We start from the raw sequence: 13894 nt of genomic DNA, 5'->3' as shown, positions 1-13894 counted from the left end.
ACCGTTTTTTATTCAACAGGAGGTATTTTTATGTCTGTCTGCACACCCAAATCCTTTGACCTGACCGGCAAGGTCGCGCTGATCACCGGCGCATCCTACGGCATCGGCTTTGCCATTGCCACCGCCATGGCGAACTGCGGCGCCACCATCGTTTTCAACGACATCAAGCAGGAGCTGGTGGACAAGGGTCTGGCTGCCTACAAGGAAGCCGGCATCAACGCCCACGGCTATGTCTGCGACGTCACCAACGAGGATGCCGTCAATGAGATGGTCAAGAAGATCACCGCCGAAGTCGGCCACATCAACGTGCTGGTCAACAACGCCGGCATCATCAAGCGCATCCCGATGATCGAGATGACCGCTGCCCAGTTCCGCCAGGTCATTGATGTGGACCTGAACGCCCCCTTCATCGTCGCCAAGGCGGTCATTCCCGATATGATCGAGCAGGGCGGCGGCAAGATCATCAACATCTGCTCCATGATGAGCGAGCTGGGCCGCGAGACTGTCTCCGCCTACGCCGCTGCCAAGGGCGGTCTGAAGATGCTGACCAAGAACATTGCCTCCGAGTACGGCAAGTACAACATCCAGTGCAACGGCATCGGACCCGGCTACATCGCCACCCCGCAGACCGCACCCCTGCGCGAGATCCAGCCCGATGGCAGCCGTCACCCGTTCGACCAGTTCATCGTCGCCAAGACCCCTGCCGAGCGCTGGGGCGAGGCCGAGGACCTGGGCGGACCCGCCGTGTTCCTCGCCTCCGAGGCTTCCGACTTTGTCAATGGCCTGATCCTCTATGTTGACGGCGGTATCCTCGCTTACATCGGCAAGCAGCCGGGGTAAGGCGTTTCCTTTGGTACTGCGCTGAATCTTTCCGATTTTTGTTTCTGTTTTAGCTTCGTCCACCGGGATTTTCTATAGCCCTGCGCTATCTTGAGAAATCCTGGTGGAATTTTTTGTAAAAACATAAAAACAGTTTTCCGATGCCATGGATGCTAACAGGGAACGATATAAGAAAACACCAACACCCCCAACGGGTTTTAGCTGCCCGTTGGGGGTGTTTACTCAGGTGGTTTTGGGTGTTGTTTTCAGGCAGAGCACCACTGCCAGCAAGCCGCTTAAAAGGCGTCCTGCCATCATCGGCAGGGCGTGTGCGGGGCTGAATTGCAGGGTAAATGCCAGAAAATCGCCGACGCTGTAAGCGGCTACCACCGCATAGGCCGTGTTCAGTGTGATGCCGCGCTCCTCCAGCGTATCAAGACTCAGCAATGTGGGAATACAGTTGGCGGAGGTCACGACCAGACCGGTGATGGAGTCAGGCTCTAGATGCAGCCGTGCGGCCAGCTTGGTCAGCGGTGAGGTCAGCAGGCGCTGCACAAAGGCGAAAAACGGCAGAATTCCCGCAAGAAACGCACCGATACTGCATATGACCGGGTAGATTTCCGACAAGGGGGTCAGCCCCTCCAGCAGCACAATACCGGTCGTTTCCTGCAAAACGGAAACGCAAAAACCAAACAGGGTCAGACCGCGCACCGCCAGAGAGATGCCGTTGAAGATCGGACCGATTGCGCTGCTGCCGGATTTGAAAAGCAGCAGCAACAGGACCGCGACAGCCAGTACAGGCCAGGTGTTGTGCAGCAGGACCGACAGGGGGATGCCGCACAGCGCCCCGGTAAGCAGGCAGCCCACCGGCAGGACCAGAAAACCGAGAAACAATCCGCGAACCGCGGCGGCTCGTTTGGTGCCTGTCAGATGCCCCAGCGCCAGCGGGATCGTACCGTTGATCGTGGCACCGAGAAAGGCCGCCACGATCAAACCGTTGTACAGCCCGGCGGACGGTTCCTGTGCGATCTGCGCAGCCAGCACGGCACCGCCTGCATCGCAGCTTAAAAACAGTGAGGCGAACAGAGAAGGGTCACACCCCACGGCGGAAAACACCGGCGTGATAACCGGGGCCAGATGAGTCCCCAGCCACGGTGCCAATGCCATAAAGCCGGTCATGAGCAGCAGCAGATCCACCACGGCGGCAAAGCCCTGCCGGAAGGCACTGCCCAACCCCAGCCGATCCCCCAGCAAGGTGTCCGCAGCACCCAGGCAGAAAAATACAGCAGATATCCACGCCATAGTTCTTACGCACGACCCGGCGTGTCTTCACTGAAGGGGCTGTTGACATAGTTGGCGCTTTTGGAGGAAACGAACTTTTCCATCGCGCGCTGCAACGGGTGCTTGTTCCAGCGGTCCAAGTCATCCGTCAGGCGGCAGGCAGTCATCTGGAAGAAAGGCAGCCAGCACAGCGGGGTGATCTCCTCCGGCACATCCATAGGCACATACAGGACATTGTGCTCGTCCTTGTAATCGGCGCAGCGCGTCAGCAGGAAAGCGTTATCCGTAACGATCTGGGTGCCCTCAAAGATGCGGTGGATGCGCTCCGTGCCCTCGCCGCCGTCGATCAGAAATACGCTGTAGCGGGGGGTCATCTGGATGTTGGGACCGTGGATGTACTCCTCGACCTCATAGGCGGCGGTGGGGATGCTGACGGTCTCGCCGAATTTCAGCGCGCCCTCGCTTGCGGTGCCGAGGTTGGCACCCACGCCGCAGACATAGGCGTTGGTCATGCCGGACAGCTGACGGTAGTGTTCTTTAATAAAGGAAGGGGTCTGTGCCTGTACGGCGGCGTTGATGTCGGCGGCCTTCAGCAGCTGCTGCTTGACAGCCTCGCCCTCGGCAGCGGTCTTGATGCCCAGACGGACAGCAGCCTCCACGGCAAACAGCATAAAGAAAAGTGCCAGCGTGGTGACACCGCGGGTGACATAGGCGACGGTTTCGCGCCCGACACCGTAGTTGGCGACAACATCGCACACCTTGCCCAGATCGCTGTTGACATCGCCGGTCAGACCGATGCAGCGGCGACCCTTTGCCTCGATGACCTTGATGGCGTCCAGCGCGTTCAGGCTGTAGCCGCTTTGGCTGACGACAACGACCATATCGGTCTCGCTGAAATCATTCTCGCTGGATACAAAATGAAAGGGGGTGACGATCTTGACCTCGCACTTCAGGTGGCGGCGGATAAACTGCCGCGCGCAGAGCGAACCGTTGGAGGAAGAACCGCACGCAACGATCCAGATGTTCTTGTAGCCGCCGTTTACATACTCGTCCACAAGGGGCTTTGTCAGAGCGGCGCTGTCGGCGACATTGTTGCGGATAAACTCCGGGCAGTCGGCAATGTAGTCCAGCATAGTCTTTTTGTGTTCCATAAAGCAGTCTCCTTCACATTTTGTCTAAATTTTTAACGCTCACTTTGTGTAAAACGTTAAAATCTTCGGGAAGTCCCCGAACACTATTGACATTATACCACAACTTTGGTATATTGTCATTACAATATTACAAAGTTTTTAGAGAAAATTTCTAAAAATCAAGAAAAAGTCTAAAAACCTTTGCAGCATATTACAAGGAGGAAAAACTTATGCCTGACATTTTGATGACAAGAATCGACAATCGCTTAGTACACGGGCAAGTCGGTGTGGCGTGGACCACCGCCTTACAAGGTGTCAACCTTATTGTTGTGGCGGATGATCTGGCAGCCGCCGACCCGCTGCAGCAAAGCCTGATGACCGCCACCGCGAAAAGCTCCGGCTGCGGCATCCGGTTCTTTACGCTGGACAAGACCATTGCAGTCATTCACAAGGCATCTGCCAGCCAGCACATCTTCCTGGTCGTGCGCAACCCGCAGAGCGCCCGCAAGCTGGTGGAGGGCGGCGTTCCCATTGATAAGCTGTGCATCGGCAATATGCATGTCGCCCCCGGCAAGGAAGTGACCGGCGATGTGCACGTTTATATGGACGAGAAGGACAAGGACGACCTTCGCGCCATCCGTGCCAAGGGCGTGGATGTCTACATCCAGATCGCACCCGGCGACCACAAGCTGGACTTTGAAAAGTAACCCAAGGTTCCGGCTCTGCAGAAGGGCTGCAGGGCAAAAAATATATTTTATAAAGAGGAGAGAACATCTATGCAAATCACACTCGTGCAAGGTTTGCTGATTGCGCTGCTCGTTTTCATCTGCGCATTCGACAAACACATGGAAACCTTTATGTGGTTCCGCCCGCTGGTCGTAGCGTTTTTCACCGGCATCATCCTCGGCGATGTACGCCTCGGTATGCAGGCAGGTGCCGTTGCGGAGCTTTCCTACCTGGGTCTGCTGACCGTTGGCGGCACCGTGCCGCCGGATCCCCTGTTTGCCGGTCTGATGACCACCGTGCTGGCGTACACCACCGGCTGCGATGTCAACACGGCGCTGGGTCTTGCGGTTCCGTTCGCGCTGATCGGTCAGTGGATCAACACCGGCACCAACACCTTCTACGCCGGCTTCCTGCCGAAGGTCGACAAATGCGCTGCCGCCGGTGACGAAAAAGGCATTGCCAAGGTCATGTATACCGGCTGGGTCCTGTATGCCGCCATGTTTGCCCTTGCCGCGTTCCTGTCCACCTACGCATTGCAGAGCGGTATTTCCGCTTTCGTGGCAGCCTTCCCGGAATGGCTTGTCCACGGCTTTGAAGTGGCCGGCGGTCTGATGCCGGCTGTCGGCCTTGCCCTGCTGCTGGTCGTTATGCTCAAGAAGGAAAACGCAGCCTATCTGCTTGCCGGTTTTGTCATTATGGTCATTACCAACTGCCAGAACATCCTGCCCATTGCTGTTATTGCAGGCTGCATCGCCTATGTCAATTTCACCCGCGATATGGAGAACGCCAAGCTGACGGCTGCATCCGCTGCAGCTGCCGCCCAGGAAGGAGATTTTGAAGATGGCATCTAATAAGATCACAAAAAAAGACCTCAACGAAATGGCCGTCCGCTCTATGGCGGAGCAGTGCTGCTTCAGCTTTGAGCGTATGCAGGCCGTAGGCTTCTGCTACGGCATGACCAAGTGCCTCCGCAAGATCCACGGCGACAACAACGAGGAAATGGCCGCCGCGCTGGAAAACAACCTCGACTTCATCAACACCGAGCCGCATATGGCCGCGATCCTGCAGGGTCTGATCGTCTCCATGGAGGAGGCCGGTCAGAATCGTGAGATGATCCACAGCCTGAAAACCGGTCTGTTCGGACCTCTGGCAGGCTTGGGCGACGCCATCTGGTGGTACACCGCCATGCCCATCATCGCCTCCATCTGCTGCTCTCTGGCAACGCAGAACAATGTTCTGGGACCCATCTTCTACATTCTGTTCTGGGCACTGACCGCTATCTTCAGCCGCATCTGGTTCGTGCGGCTGGGCTATAATGCCGGTGTCAACTCCATTAAGTTCATCGGTGATAACGCTGCCTATATCAGCAAGGCTGCCGGTATTCTGGGCGTTATGGTCGTCGGCGGACTGATCCCCAGCTATGTATCCTTTGCTTTCCCCGAAACGCTTGTCATTTCCAGTGTTTCCGTGCAGGGCATCTTTGATTCCATCATGCCCAACATCCTGCCGCTGGGCTTTGTGTTCCTGCTCTACTGGCTGTTCAAGAAGAAGAATGTCAACACCATGAAGCTGATCCTGTTGGTCATTGCTTTGTCGGTTGCACTGTCCTTCCTGGGCATTATGTAAGAGCAATACCGCATAATTCTAAGTGCCGATACGGCGAGCGAGGTGCGGCAGCTGCTAAGCCAAAAGCGCAGATAATACTGGATGTCTTATCGAGCATTTTGGCAACGCAGATGCCGTGCCGCAGCCGCCGGAGCGGTGCTTAAGCCGTAAGGCGGGAATTGTGCAGTATTGCCTAAGGTTATCTGCGGCGGCTCGCGCCGGTTCAGCATTCCCCCGCGAGCCGCATTTTTTACAAGCTATATTGTTATAACAAAGTTACAAATGGAGGCTATTGTACCTATGAACATGGTAAACTTTGACGAAAACCAGATCATTGCCAACGGCGCTAAGATCTACGACCAGCGCGCCAAGATCGAGGCAATCGCGGATTCGATTGTGGATAACGGGTTTGACCTGCTGCTGTTCACCAGCAGCGGCGGTTCTCAGGCGATGCTGGACCCGTTCGCCTTCTACATCCGCCACATGTCCCGCCTGCCGGTCGAAAATGTCCTGTCCGCCAACCTGATGACCGGCGACTGCAACCGCATCACCGATAAGACTGTGGCGTTCCTGACCTCGAAGTCCGGCGACACCGCCGAGACCGTAAAGGCAGCCAACTGGCTGAAGGAGCAGGGCGTGCGCCTGTTTGCCGCTGTCGGCAAGGAGAACTCCACGCTGGAATCCATCTGCGATGACACCATCGTCTACGGCGAGGGCCGCCCGCAGGAGCTGGTGTTCTACCTCCTGATCGGGCGTATCCTGTACCGCAGCGGATGCTTTGATGCCTACCCCCGCTTTGCGGATGAGCTGAAGAACCTCGCCTTTGCGCTGGCGCAGGTGCGCAAGCAGGCGGATGCCAAGTGCCTGAAATACGCGCAGGATTACTGCAAGGAGCCGTACAACATCTGGATCGGCAGCGGCGATCTGTGGCCCACCGCCTACAGCTACAGCATGTGCGTGCTGGAGGAAAGCCAGTGGATCCGCACCAAGAGCGTTTCCAGCCCGGAATTCTTCCACGGCACACTGGAGCTGCTGGAGGACGATGTCTGCACCACGCTGCTGCTGACCGAGGGCCCCACCCGTGCGCAGGACGAGCGCGTAAAGGAGTTTGCCGCCCGTCATACCAAGAAGCTGACCTGCTTTGACACGAAGGAGTATGCACTGCCCGGCATCAGCGATGAATTCCGCCCGCTGCTCAGCCCCGTTGTCATGGCGGCTGTTCTGCAGCGCATCAGCAAGAATATTGAGGTCATCACGGATCATTCTCTGGATATCCGCCGCTATTACAGAAAAGAGAGCTATTGAGTATGAAACTGATTGCATTAGGGGATAACGTAATAGACTATTACCACAATACACAGGAGTGCTTCCCCGGCGGCAATGCGGTAAACGTTGCAGTTCATGCGGCGCGGCTGGGGGCACAGGCCGAGTATCTCGGCTCCCTCGGCGATGACAAGATGGCACATATTGTGGAGAAAGCACTCCAAGAAAACGGCGTGGACATCAGCCATTGTCCCGTTTTGCAAGGGCGTACCACCAAGGTGTGCAGCTATGATGTGGTCAACGGGGAGCGCAGCTTTATCGAGGTCATCACCGGGGAAAGCTGGACCGGTCCGCTGCAGATCGGTGCGCGGGAGCTGGACGAGCTGAAAACTGCCGATCTGATCGTCAGCAGCTGCAACGCCAAAATGCCCGAACAGATGGCGGCTGTGCAGGCGCTGCCCGCCGTGTTTGCCTATGACTTCGGCGAAAAGGAAAAGTACCGCACCGATGCCTACTATGACGAGGTCTGCCACGGCATAGATCTGGCGATGCTTTCCTGCAAGCCGATGGACGAGGCTGCTTTTGCGGAATTGTGCGCGCCGCTGCATCGCCGGGGCGTGGTGCATGTGCTGGCTACAATGGGTGCTGCCGGACAAATGTTGTCCGTACAGGGAAAAATTGTGGAAAAGACTACCCAAATGGTAGAGGCAAGTGATACAATGGGGGCAGGAGATTCTTTCCTTGCCGCCTTCCTCTGCTCGCTGTATACTGCGGGGTGGCAAAAAGCAAAGCCCATGCCGGAGCAGGCGCTTCTGGCAGCACTGGCTGCCGGGCAGCAGGTCTCGGCACGCAACTGTATGGCACAGGGCGGCTTTGGCTGTAAAGCGGAAATCTCCCAAGACGGCACCGAATAATAAGAAGGAGATTTCCCATTATGATCGAACTGAACGGAATACAGCTTGACAAAACCAGCGCAGTTCCTCTGTACGAACAGCTGCGTAAGGCATTGCTGGAGGCTATCACCAGCGGAAAACTGTCGGCAGGGACAAAATTGCCGACGGAGGAGGAGCTGTGCGCCCAGTTCGGGATTTCACGCCCTGTTGCGCGGCAGGCTTACAATATGCTGATCGAAGAAGGCTTCGTGGAACGTATGCGGGGGCGCGGCACCTTTGTGCGCAGCCCCGATACCCGCGGACGCTTCCTGAACAAGCAGCTGAGCTTTGCCGCCGAGATGGGGGTTTTGAACCTGGAACACCGTACCGAGGTGCTGCGTGCAGAGTGGGTAAGCTATACCCCGGAACTGTTTGCACGGCTCAAGCTGGAACGCGGGGACCGCTGCTACCATCTTGTGCGTATGCGCTATGTCAGCGGAAAGCCCTTTGTTCTTGTCGAAAACTATGTGCCGGAATCTGTGTTTCCCGGTATTGATGCCTACGACTTTGCCCGGCGCTCGCTGTACGATGTCTTTGAAACCGTCTACCACGAGAGGGTCATTAAATCCCGCCGTGTGCTGATGGCGCAGACCGCCAACGCCGAGTTTGCTAATCTGTTCGGCGTACACCGCGGTTCCCCCGTGCTGTATGTCGAAAACACGGTCATGGACCAGAACGACCGCCCGATCGACCTCAGTAAAGAGTATCTGGACGGCGTTACCCAGAAATTTGAATTTGAAGTTGTCAACCAATAAGCCGGGTCTGTGTGCCCGGTCTTGCTAAAGGAGTGCAGTTTAATGGTAGGTGTAGTTGTGACCGGGCATGGCGGCTTTGCCGCCGGTATGGCTGCCAATGTAAAAATGCTGGCAGGCAGTGATGCGGAATTGAAGGCCGTGGATTTTGCCGACGGCATGGATGTGGAAGTGTTTGAAAAACAGCTGGCAGAGGCAATCGACAGCTATGCAGACTGCGAGGCTGTTCTGGTGCTGGCAGACATTGCCGGCGGTACGCCGTATAACCGCGCGGCGGGGCTTTCCATGACCCGCCCCAAGGTGCGTGTGATCTCCGGGCTGAACAGCAGTATGCTGATGGACCTGTGTATGCGCAACATCACCGGCGACGAATGCCCCGACGTGGATGCACTGGCCGCCGACATTATGCAGACCGGGCACGAGAACATCGGCAAGTTTGTGCTGGAGGTTCCCGCCCAGCCGCAGGAGGACGAGGACGGTATCTGAAGGGAGAAACACCATGAAGCCGATCAAGGCAGTCATCTTTGATATGGACGGCGTGCTGATCGACAGTGAACCGGTCTACCTGCACCATCAGTATACGCACCTGAAACCGTTCTACCCGTGGATCACCCTGGAAAGCATGTACCCGTTGGTGGGCATTTCCGGGCAGGAATATATGCCTTTTATGGCAAAGCTCTGCCGCCGCACCGACGATGCCGCATTCCGGCAGGAAATGGACGCCATGAACGCCCAGTGTCAGGTGTACTACCCGGACATTCTGCGCAAAGAGGTTCGTCCGCTGCTGCATGAATTAAAGCAGATGGGGCTGCAGGTGGCCCTTGCAAGCAGCAGCAGCCGGGAATGTATTGAGCAGGTCCTGACACAATGCGGGATTCGCGAGTTGTTTGACTGTATCGTCAGCGGTCACGAATTTACCCACAGCAAGCCGGACCCCGAAATTTACCGTTTCACCATGGACAAGCTGAGGCGCAAGCCGGAGGAATGTCTGATCGTGGAGGACTCCACCTACGGTGTGCAGGCAGGTACGGCGGCGGGCGGCGTTGTGGCTGCCCTGCGGGACGAAAGATTCCCGTTTGACCAGCGCGCGGCGCAGCTGCATATCGACAGCCTTGCCGAGCTGCCTGCGCTGGCGGCGTGCGGCGGAAAAAGGATACGCGCCGCCTTCTTTGATGTGGACGGCACCCTGATTACCGTGGGCGGGCATCGGATGCCGCCCGGTGTAGCCCCTGCGTTGCAGGCTTTACAGCGCGGCGGTGTGCAGGTATTTCTGTGTACCGGACGCCATGCGTTGGAAATCGAGGAAGAAAATATGCTGCCCGGGATCACGGTTGACGGTGCTGTTTATATGAATGGTCAGCTCTGTGAGCTGCAGGGGCAGATCGTGCGGGAAACGCCCATTCCGGCCGGGGATCTGTCGGCCTTGAAGCGGTTTCTACAGAAAAAGAACTGCAGCTGCATCTTTCTTGAAAAAGACAGGATGTACGCCAACTGTGTGGATTCCCGTATGGAGACAGAGCAGGCAAAAATCGGCACCGCCGTGCCCGCTGTGCGTGACATCTCCGATTTGGAAAACCGCCGCATCTATCAGGTCATCCCCTTCGTGAACGAGGAGGAGGAAGAAGAACTGCTGCGGCAGATGCCCCATTGCCGGACAAAGCGCTGGGGAGATGCCGTGGTGGATCTGATGAGCCGATCCGGCGGCAAGGAAAACGGCATCCGTGCCCTGTGTGCGGCAATCGGTATCACCACGGAGGAAACGATTGCCTTTGGAGATGCCGACAACGATTTGGAAATGCTGCAGCTGGCCGGTATCGGTGTGGCTATGGGCAATGCTCTGCCGCAGGTGCGCGCCTGTGCCGATATGGTCACAGACACCGTGGAAAACGATGGCATCGCCCATGCACTCCAAAAATTAAAACTGATTGGATAAATTGCAAAACGAGGAGCGCTTTCCCGCAAGAAAGGCTCCTCGTTTTCCAAAAGGGGCAGTGTTCTATGATGAAAGAAAAAACGAAGACCCTGGTCGCGGATCAGCTGTATAACCTGGTTGCAGGGTTTCTGTATGCCCTGAGCATCTGCTATTTTGCCAAGGGTGCCGACTTTGCACCCGGCGGGCTGTCGGGTCTTGCCTTGCTGGGCAACTATCTGTGGGGGGTCCCCATCGGCATCACAACGCTGGCGCTGAATGTACCCTTGATTCTGCTCGGCTTCCGCTTTGTGGGACGCGCCTTTCTGGGAAAAACGGTCATCAGTATGCTGTGGTGTACCTTTTTTCAGGATGTTGTCTTTGCAGACCAGCCCGGCTACGGCGGCGATCCGCTGCTGGCGGCCCTGTTTGCGGGCATCACATGGGGCGGCGCATTGGCGCTTTTGTATATGCGGGGTTCGTCCAGTGGCGGCACCGATTTCCTGACGATGTCGATCAAAGTGCTGCGCCCGCATCTGTCGGTCGGTGCTGTGACCGGTGCGATAGACCTTGTGGTCATCCTGTTGGGTTGGCCTGTGTTTGGCTCTGTCGATGCCGTTTTGTACGGACTTGTCACAACGGCGGTCACCTCGCTGGTTATCGACAAAATCATGTACGGCAGCAATGCAGGCAAAATGCTGACGATCATCACCACCAAGGGGCAGGAAATTGCGGACGAAATTTCCCGCCAATGTGAGCGCGGCTCAACGATGGTCAAAGCGGTGGGCACATACACCGGTACGGAACGGCAGATGCTGCTCTGCGTCTGTGCCAGACCGCAGGTGTACCGCATCCGGATGGCGGCCTACCGCATCGACCCCGGCTGCATGGTCATGGTGACGGAAACCGGCGAGGTTTACGGCGAGGGCTTCGTTGACCCCGGCAAGACAGCATCGTTTTTGTAAAGATTGCTGCCGCACACGAAAAGAAAGGAACGTTTTGTTATGAATCCTATTACGCCTGCCAAATTGGCAGCTTACTTTGACCATACCCAGCTGCGCGCCTATGCGCAGCGCAAAGATTTTGAAAAGCTCTGTGCCGAGGCTCGCGAGTACGGCTTTGCCATGGTGGCGATCAATCCGGCTCCCGTTTCCCTGTGCAAGGATCTGTTGGCGGGAACATCGGTCCATGTAGGCGCGGCGGTTGGTTTTCCCTTGGGGCAGAGTACGCCCAAGGTCAAGAAATACGAAGCCGTAGATGCAATCGCCAATGGCGCGGATGAGATCGATTATGTTATCAATATCACGCAGCTGAAAGAGAAAAACTACGATTTCATTGAGCATGAGATGGCCGGCATTGTAGAGGAATGCCGCGGTGCAGGGGTGATCTCGAAAGTGATTTTTGAGAACTGCTACCTGACCGAGGAGGAAAAGCGCGCACTGTGTTCCATCGCGCGGGAGGTCCGCCCGGATTTCATAAAGACATCCACGGGCTTCGGCACCGGCGGTGCAACCTTTGAGGATGTGGCGCTGATGAAAAAATGCGTCGGCGATGAGGTAAAGATCAAGGCGGCCGGCGGCATCCGCACCCTGGATACCGCTTTGCGCATGATCGAGCTGGGCGTATCCCGCATCGGCTCCACGGCCAGCGTCAGCATTGTAGAAGAACTGAAACACAGGCTATAAAAGCGCCGGGGATGGCCGGAACGGTCTGAACTGCATAAAGCAAATAAGCACCACTAAGTTCAACTTGGTGGTGCTTATTGTTTTATTGGCTTTCTTTTTTGGTTTTATAACATTCTGTAATGTAATCCGGCAGCGTCATATTTTTCAGGCGATAGGTGGCCTTCTTTATAGAGTCTGCCGGCTGCGGCACGGCATCGGCGCTGCCAAAATCAGGGCAGGGGACACCCTGAGCAGCGTGATTTTCGGAGATGGTAACAAATGAGTTACCACTTTGTTACCACTTTTCTTTTTTTGCGGTCTGCAAAAGAAAAAGAACGATAAAACTTGACGTCTTACCGTTCCTTGTTGGTTGCGGAGACAGGACTTGAACCTGCGACCTCCGGGTTATGAGCCCGACGAGCTACCATCTGCTCTACTCCGCGATATTTGTTTTGCGGTTTGTGGGCTTGCATGCCTCAAACTGCTTAGATATAATACCACGGATATGCGGGGCTGTCAAGCGTTTTTTCGAAAATTCCGAAAATTCTTTTTGGAAATGGCAGCGGGGGCGGCGGGTAACTGCCCTCTTTACAATCCGGCGGGGGTGTGGTATACTGTCTACGCAAGTTGTTGAACAGTCAACAAATATAAAGGAGTTTCTATGATCCGTATTGTTACCGATTCCGCTGCCGATCTTACCGAACGCGAGCTTTGCCAGCCCGGCGTGGCGGTGGTGCCTATGTCCGTTACCTTTGCCGACGGCTCCACCTGCGAGGACGACGGCACAATGACCAAAGACGAATTTTACGCGCGCTTGGCGTCCGATGCCAAGCTGCCGCGCACCAGCCAGCCCAGCCCCGCTGCCTTTATGCAGGCTTATGCCGATGCCGCCGAGGCAGGGGACGAGGTGCTGGTCATTACCATTGCGCAGACACTCAGCGGTACGTTCCAGTGCGCGAACCTTGCCGCCGCCGAGGCCGACTGCCCCGTGACCGTTGTGGATTCCGAGACCGCCGCCCAGGGCGAAAGCATTCTGGTGCGCGAGGCGCTGCGCCTGCGTGAGCAGGGCTGCACGGCTGCCGAAATTGCCGCGCAGCTGGACGTGTTCAAAAAGCGGGTGCGTATCATCGCCGTGGTGGACAGCCTGAAGCACCTGCAAAAGGGCGGGCGCGTTCCCGCTGCTGTGGCGCTGGTGGGCGGTGCGTTGGGCATCAAGCCCGTGCTTTCGCTGTATGACAGCAAAATCCACATGGAGGACAAGGGCCGCGGTCGTCCGGGCGCGCTGGTGGCGATGTTCAAGCTGCTGGAAAAGATGGGCGGCGTTGACCCCAACTACGGTTATACCCTTTTGTACAGTGACGACCGCCAGCTGGTCGCCCCCGTGCACCACTACATGCACAACAACCTGCATCTGACCGGCGGGCGTGTGGGGCAGTTGGGGGCAACCATCGGTACCCATGTCGGGCCGCGTGTGGTGGGGCTGGCGTTTGTGCTGGCGGAGGAGTAAGGGTGACTTGCTGTTCTCTCTTTTGGCAGCAAAAGAGAGAACCAGAGAAAACTGCCGCTACTTCCGAGGCACGGTTTTAACGATGTGTCGTGCTGCCTTGCCAAAAGCACGACACAGCGAAGAAACCACGCGCCATTCGGCGCGATTTTATGCGCTGCGCGCGGCCAGATGTGCGGATGGGTCAAGACCCATCCCTACAAATGTCCCGGAAACGGGCTTTTTCTACAGGCTGACTTTCTCCCCAAGGGAGAAGGCTTTGATGCTGCGTCACACCCTATCTCCACGCAAAACTCTCCACTCTTAACT

General features: G+C 56.6%; 14 protein-coding genes and 1 tRNA gene. 12 read left to right on the top strand and 3 right to left on the bottom strand.

What is annotated here, in order from left to right; translation table 11 throughout:
* The first annotated feature begins 30 nt into the window (after window positions 1-30).
* Complete coding sequence (locus tag Q0I19_RS06940) at window positions 31-840, top strand: gluconate 5-dehydrogenase (RefSeq protein ID WP_294759816.1); 810 nt, start codon at window positions 31-33, stop codon at window positions 838-840.
* Window positions 841-1062: 222 nt separating this feature from the next.
* On the opposite strand, the gene eutH is transcribed toward Q0I19_RS06940, so the two are convergent.
* Window positions 1063-2121, bottom strand: a complete 1059-nt coding sequence (eutH, locus tag Q0I19_RS06935; protein WP_294759814.1) for an ethanolamine utilization protein EutH — start codon at window positions 2119-2121, stop codon at window positions 1063-1065.
* A gap of 5 nt (window positions 2122-2126) precedes the next feature.
* Complete coding sequence (locus tag Q0I19_RS06930; protein WP_294759813.1) at window positions 2127-3251, bottom strand: SIS domain-containing protein; 1125 nt, start codon at window positions 3249-3251, stop codon at window positions 2127-2129.
* 209 nt (window positions 3252-3460) lie between these two features.
* Between Q0I19_RS06930 and agaB the strand changes: the two genes are divergently transcribed.
* The 10 genes from agaB to deoC all read left to right on the top strand — a co-directional run bounded on the left by agaB (window position 3461) and on the right by deoC (window position 12102).
* Window positions 3461-3937 (top strand): PTS galactosamine transporter subunit IIB, encoded by a 477-nt coding sequence (gene agaB, locus Q0I19_RS06925; protein WP_294759811.1) that lies wholly within the window; start codon window positions 3461-3463, stop codon window positions 3935-3937.
* A gap of 69 nt (window positions 3938-4006) precedes the next feature.
* On the top strand, window positions 4007-4807 hold the full coding sequence (locus Q0I19_RS06920; RefSeq protein WP_294759810.1) for a PTS sugar transporter subunit IIC: 801 nt from the start codon (window positions 4007-4009) through the stop codon (window positions 4805-4807).
* Entirely contained in the window at window positions 4797-5582 is a 786-nt protein-coding gene (locus Q0I19_RS06915) for a PTS system mannose/fructose/sorbose family transporter subunit IID (RefSeq protein WP_294759808.1), read from the top strand. The genes Q0I19_RS06920 and Q0I19_RS06915 overlap by 11 nt, the downstream gene beginning before the upstream one ends.
* A 279-nt stretch (window positions 5583-5861) precedes the next feature.
* On the top strand, window positions 5862-6866 hold the full coding sequence (locus Q0I19_RS06910; protein WP_294759807.1) for an SIS domain-containing protein: 1005 nt from the start codon (window positions 5862-5864) through the stop codon (window positions 6864-6866).
* A gap of 2 nt (window positions 6867-6868) precedes the next feature.
* Window positions 6869-7738: a PfkB family carbohydrate kinase gene (locus Q0I19_RS06905; RefSeq protein ID WP_294759806.1), complete on the top strand. Its 870-nt coding sequence runs from the start codon at window positions 6869-6871 to the stop codon at window positions 7736-7738.
* 20 nt (window positions 7739-7758) lie between these two features.
* Window positions 7759-8511 (top strand): GntR family transcriptional regulator, encoded by a 753-nt coding sequence (locus Q0I19_RS06900; protein ID WP_294759804.1) that lies wholly within the window; start codon window positions 7759-7761, stop codon window positions 8509-8511.
* Between the two features lie 42 nt (window positions 8512-8553).
* Complete coding sequence (locus Q0I19_RS06895; RefSeq protein WP_215692341.1) at window positions 8554-8994, top strand: PTS sugar transporter subunit IIA; 441 nt, start codon at window positions 8554-8556, stop codon at window positions 8992-8994.
* Window positions 8995-9007: 13 nt separating this feature from the next.
* Window positions 9008-10441: an HAD family hydrolase gene (locus Q0I19_RS06890; RefSeq protein ID WP_294759803.1), complete on the top strand. Its 1434-nt coding sequence runs from the start codon at window positions 9008-9010 to the stop codon at window positions 10439-10441.
* A gap of 65 nt (window positions 10442-10506) precedes the next feature.
* Window positions 10507-11382 carry a YitT family protein gene (locus tag Q0I19_RS06885; RefSeq protein WP_366012557.1) on the top strand — a complete coding sequence of 292 codons (876 nt, stop codon included), beginning with the start codon at window positions 10507-10509 and terminating at the stop codon, window positions 11380-11382.
* Window positions 11383-11421: 39 nt separating this feature from the next.
* Window positions 11422-12102, top strand: a complete 681-nt coding sequence (gene deoC / locus Q0I19_RS06880) for a deoxyribose-phosphate aldolase (protein ID WP_294759802.1) — start codon at window positions 11422-11424, stop codon at window positions 12100-12102.
* Window positions 12103-12448: 346 nt separating this feature from the next.
* Here the strand turns inward: deoC and Q0I19_RS06875 are convergent.
* Window positions 12449-12524: transfer RNA gene (locus tag Q0I19_RS06875), tRNA-Met, on the bottom strand.
* Between the two features lie 218 nt (window positions 12525-12742).
* On the opposite strand from Q0I19_RS06875, the gene Q0I19_RS06870 reads away from it, so the two are divergent.
* On the top strand, window positions 12743-13588 hold the full coding sequence (locus Q0I19_RS06870) for a DegV family protein (RefSeq protein WP_294759800.1): 846 nt from the start codon (window positions 12743-12745) through the stop codon (window positions 13586-13588).
* The last annotated feature ends 306 nt before the right edge of the window (window positions 13589-13894 follow it).

Source organism: uncultured Gemmiger sp. (assembly GCF_934561205.1).
In the GTDB taxonomy this organism is placed as follows: domain Bacteria; phylum Bacillota; class Clostridia; order Oscillospirales; family Ruminococcaceae; genus Gemmiger.
Note: the sequence above shows the minus strand (reverse complement) of the source record. Positions and strands in the feature narration are given on the sequence as shown.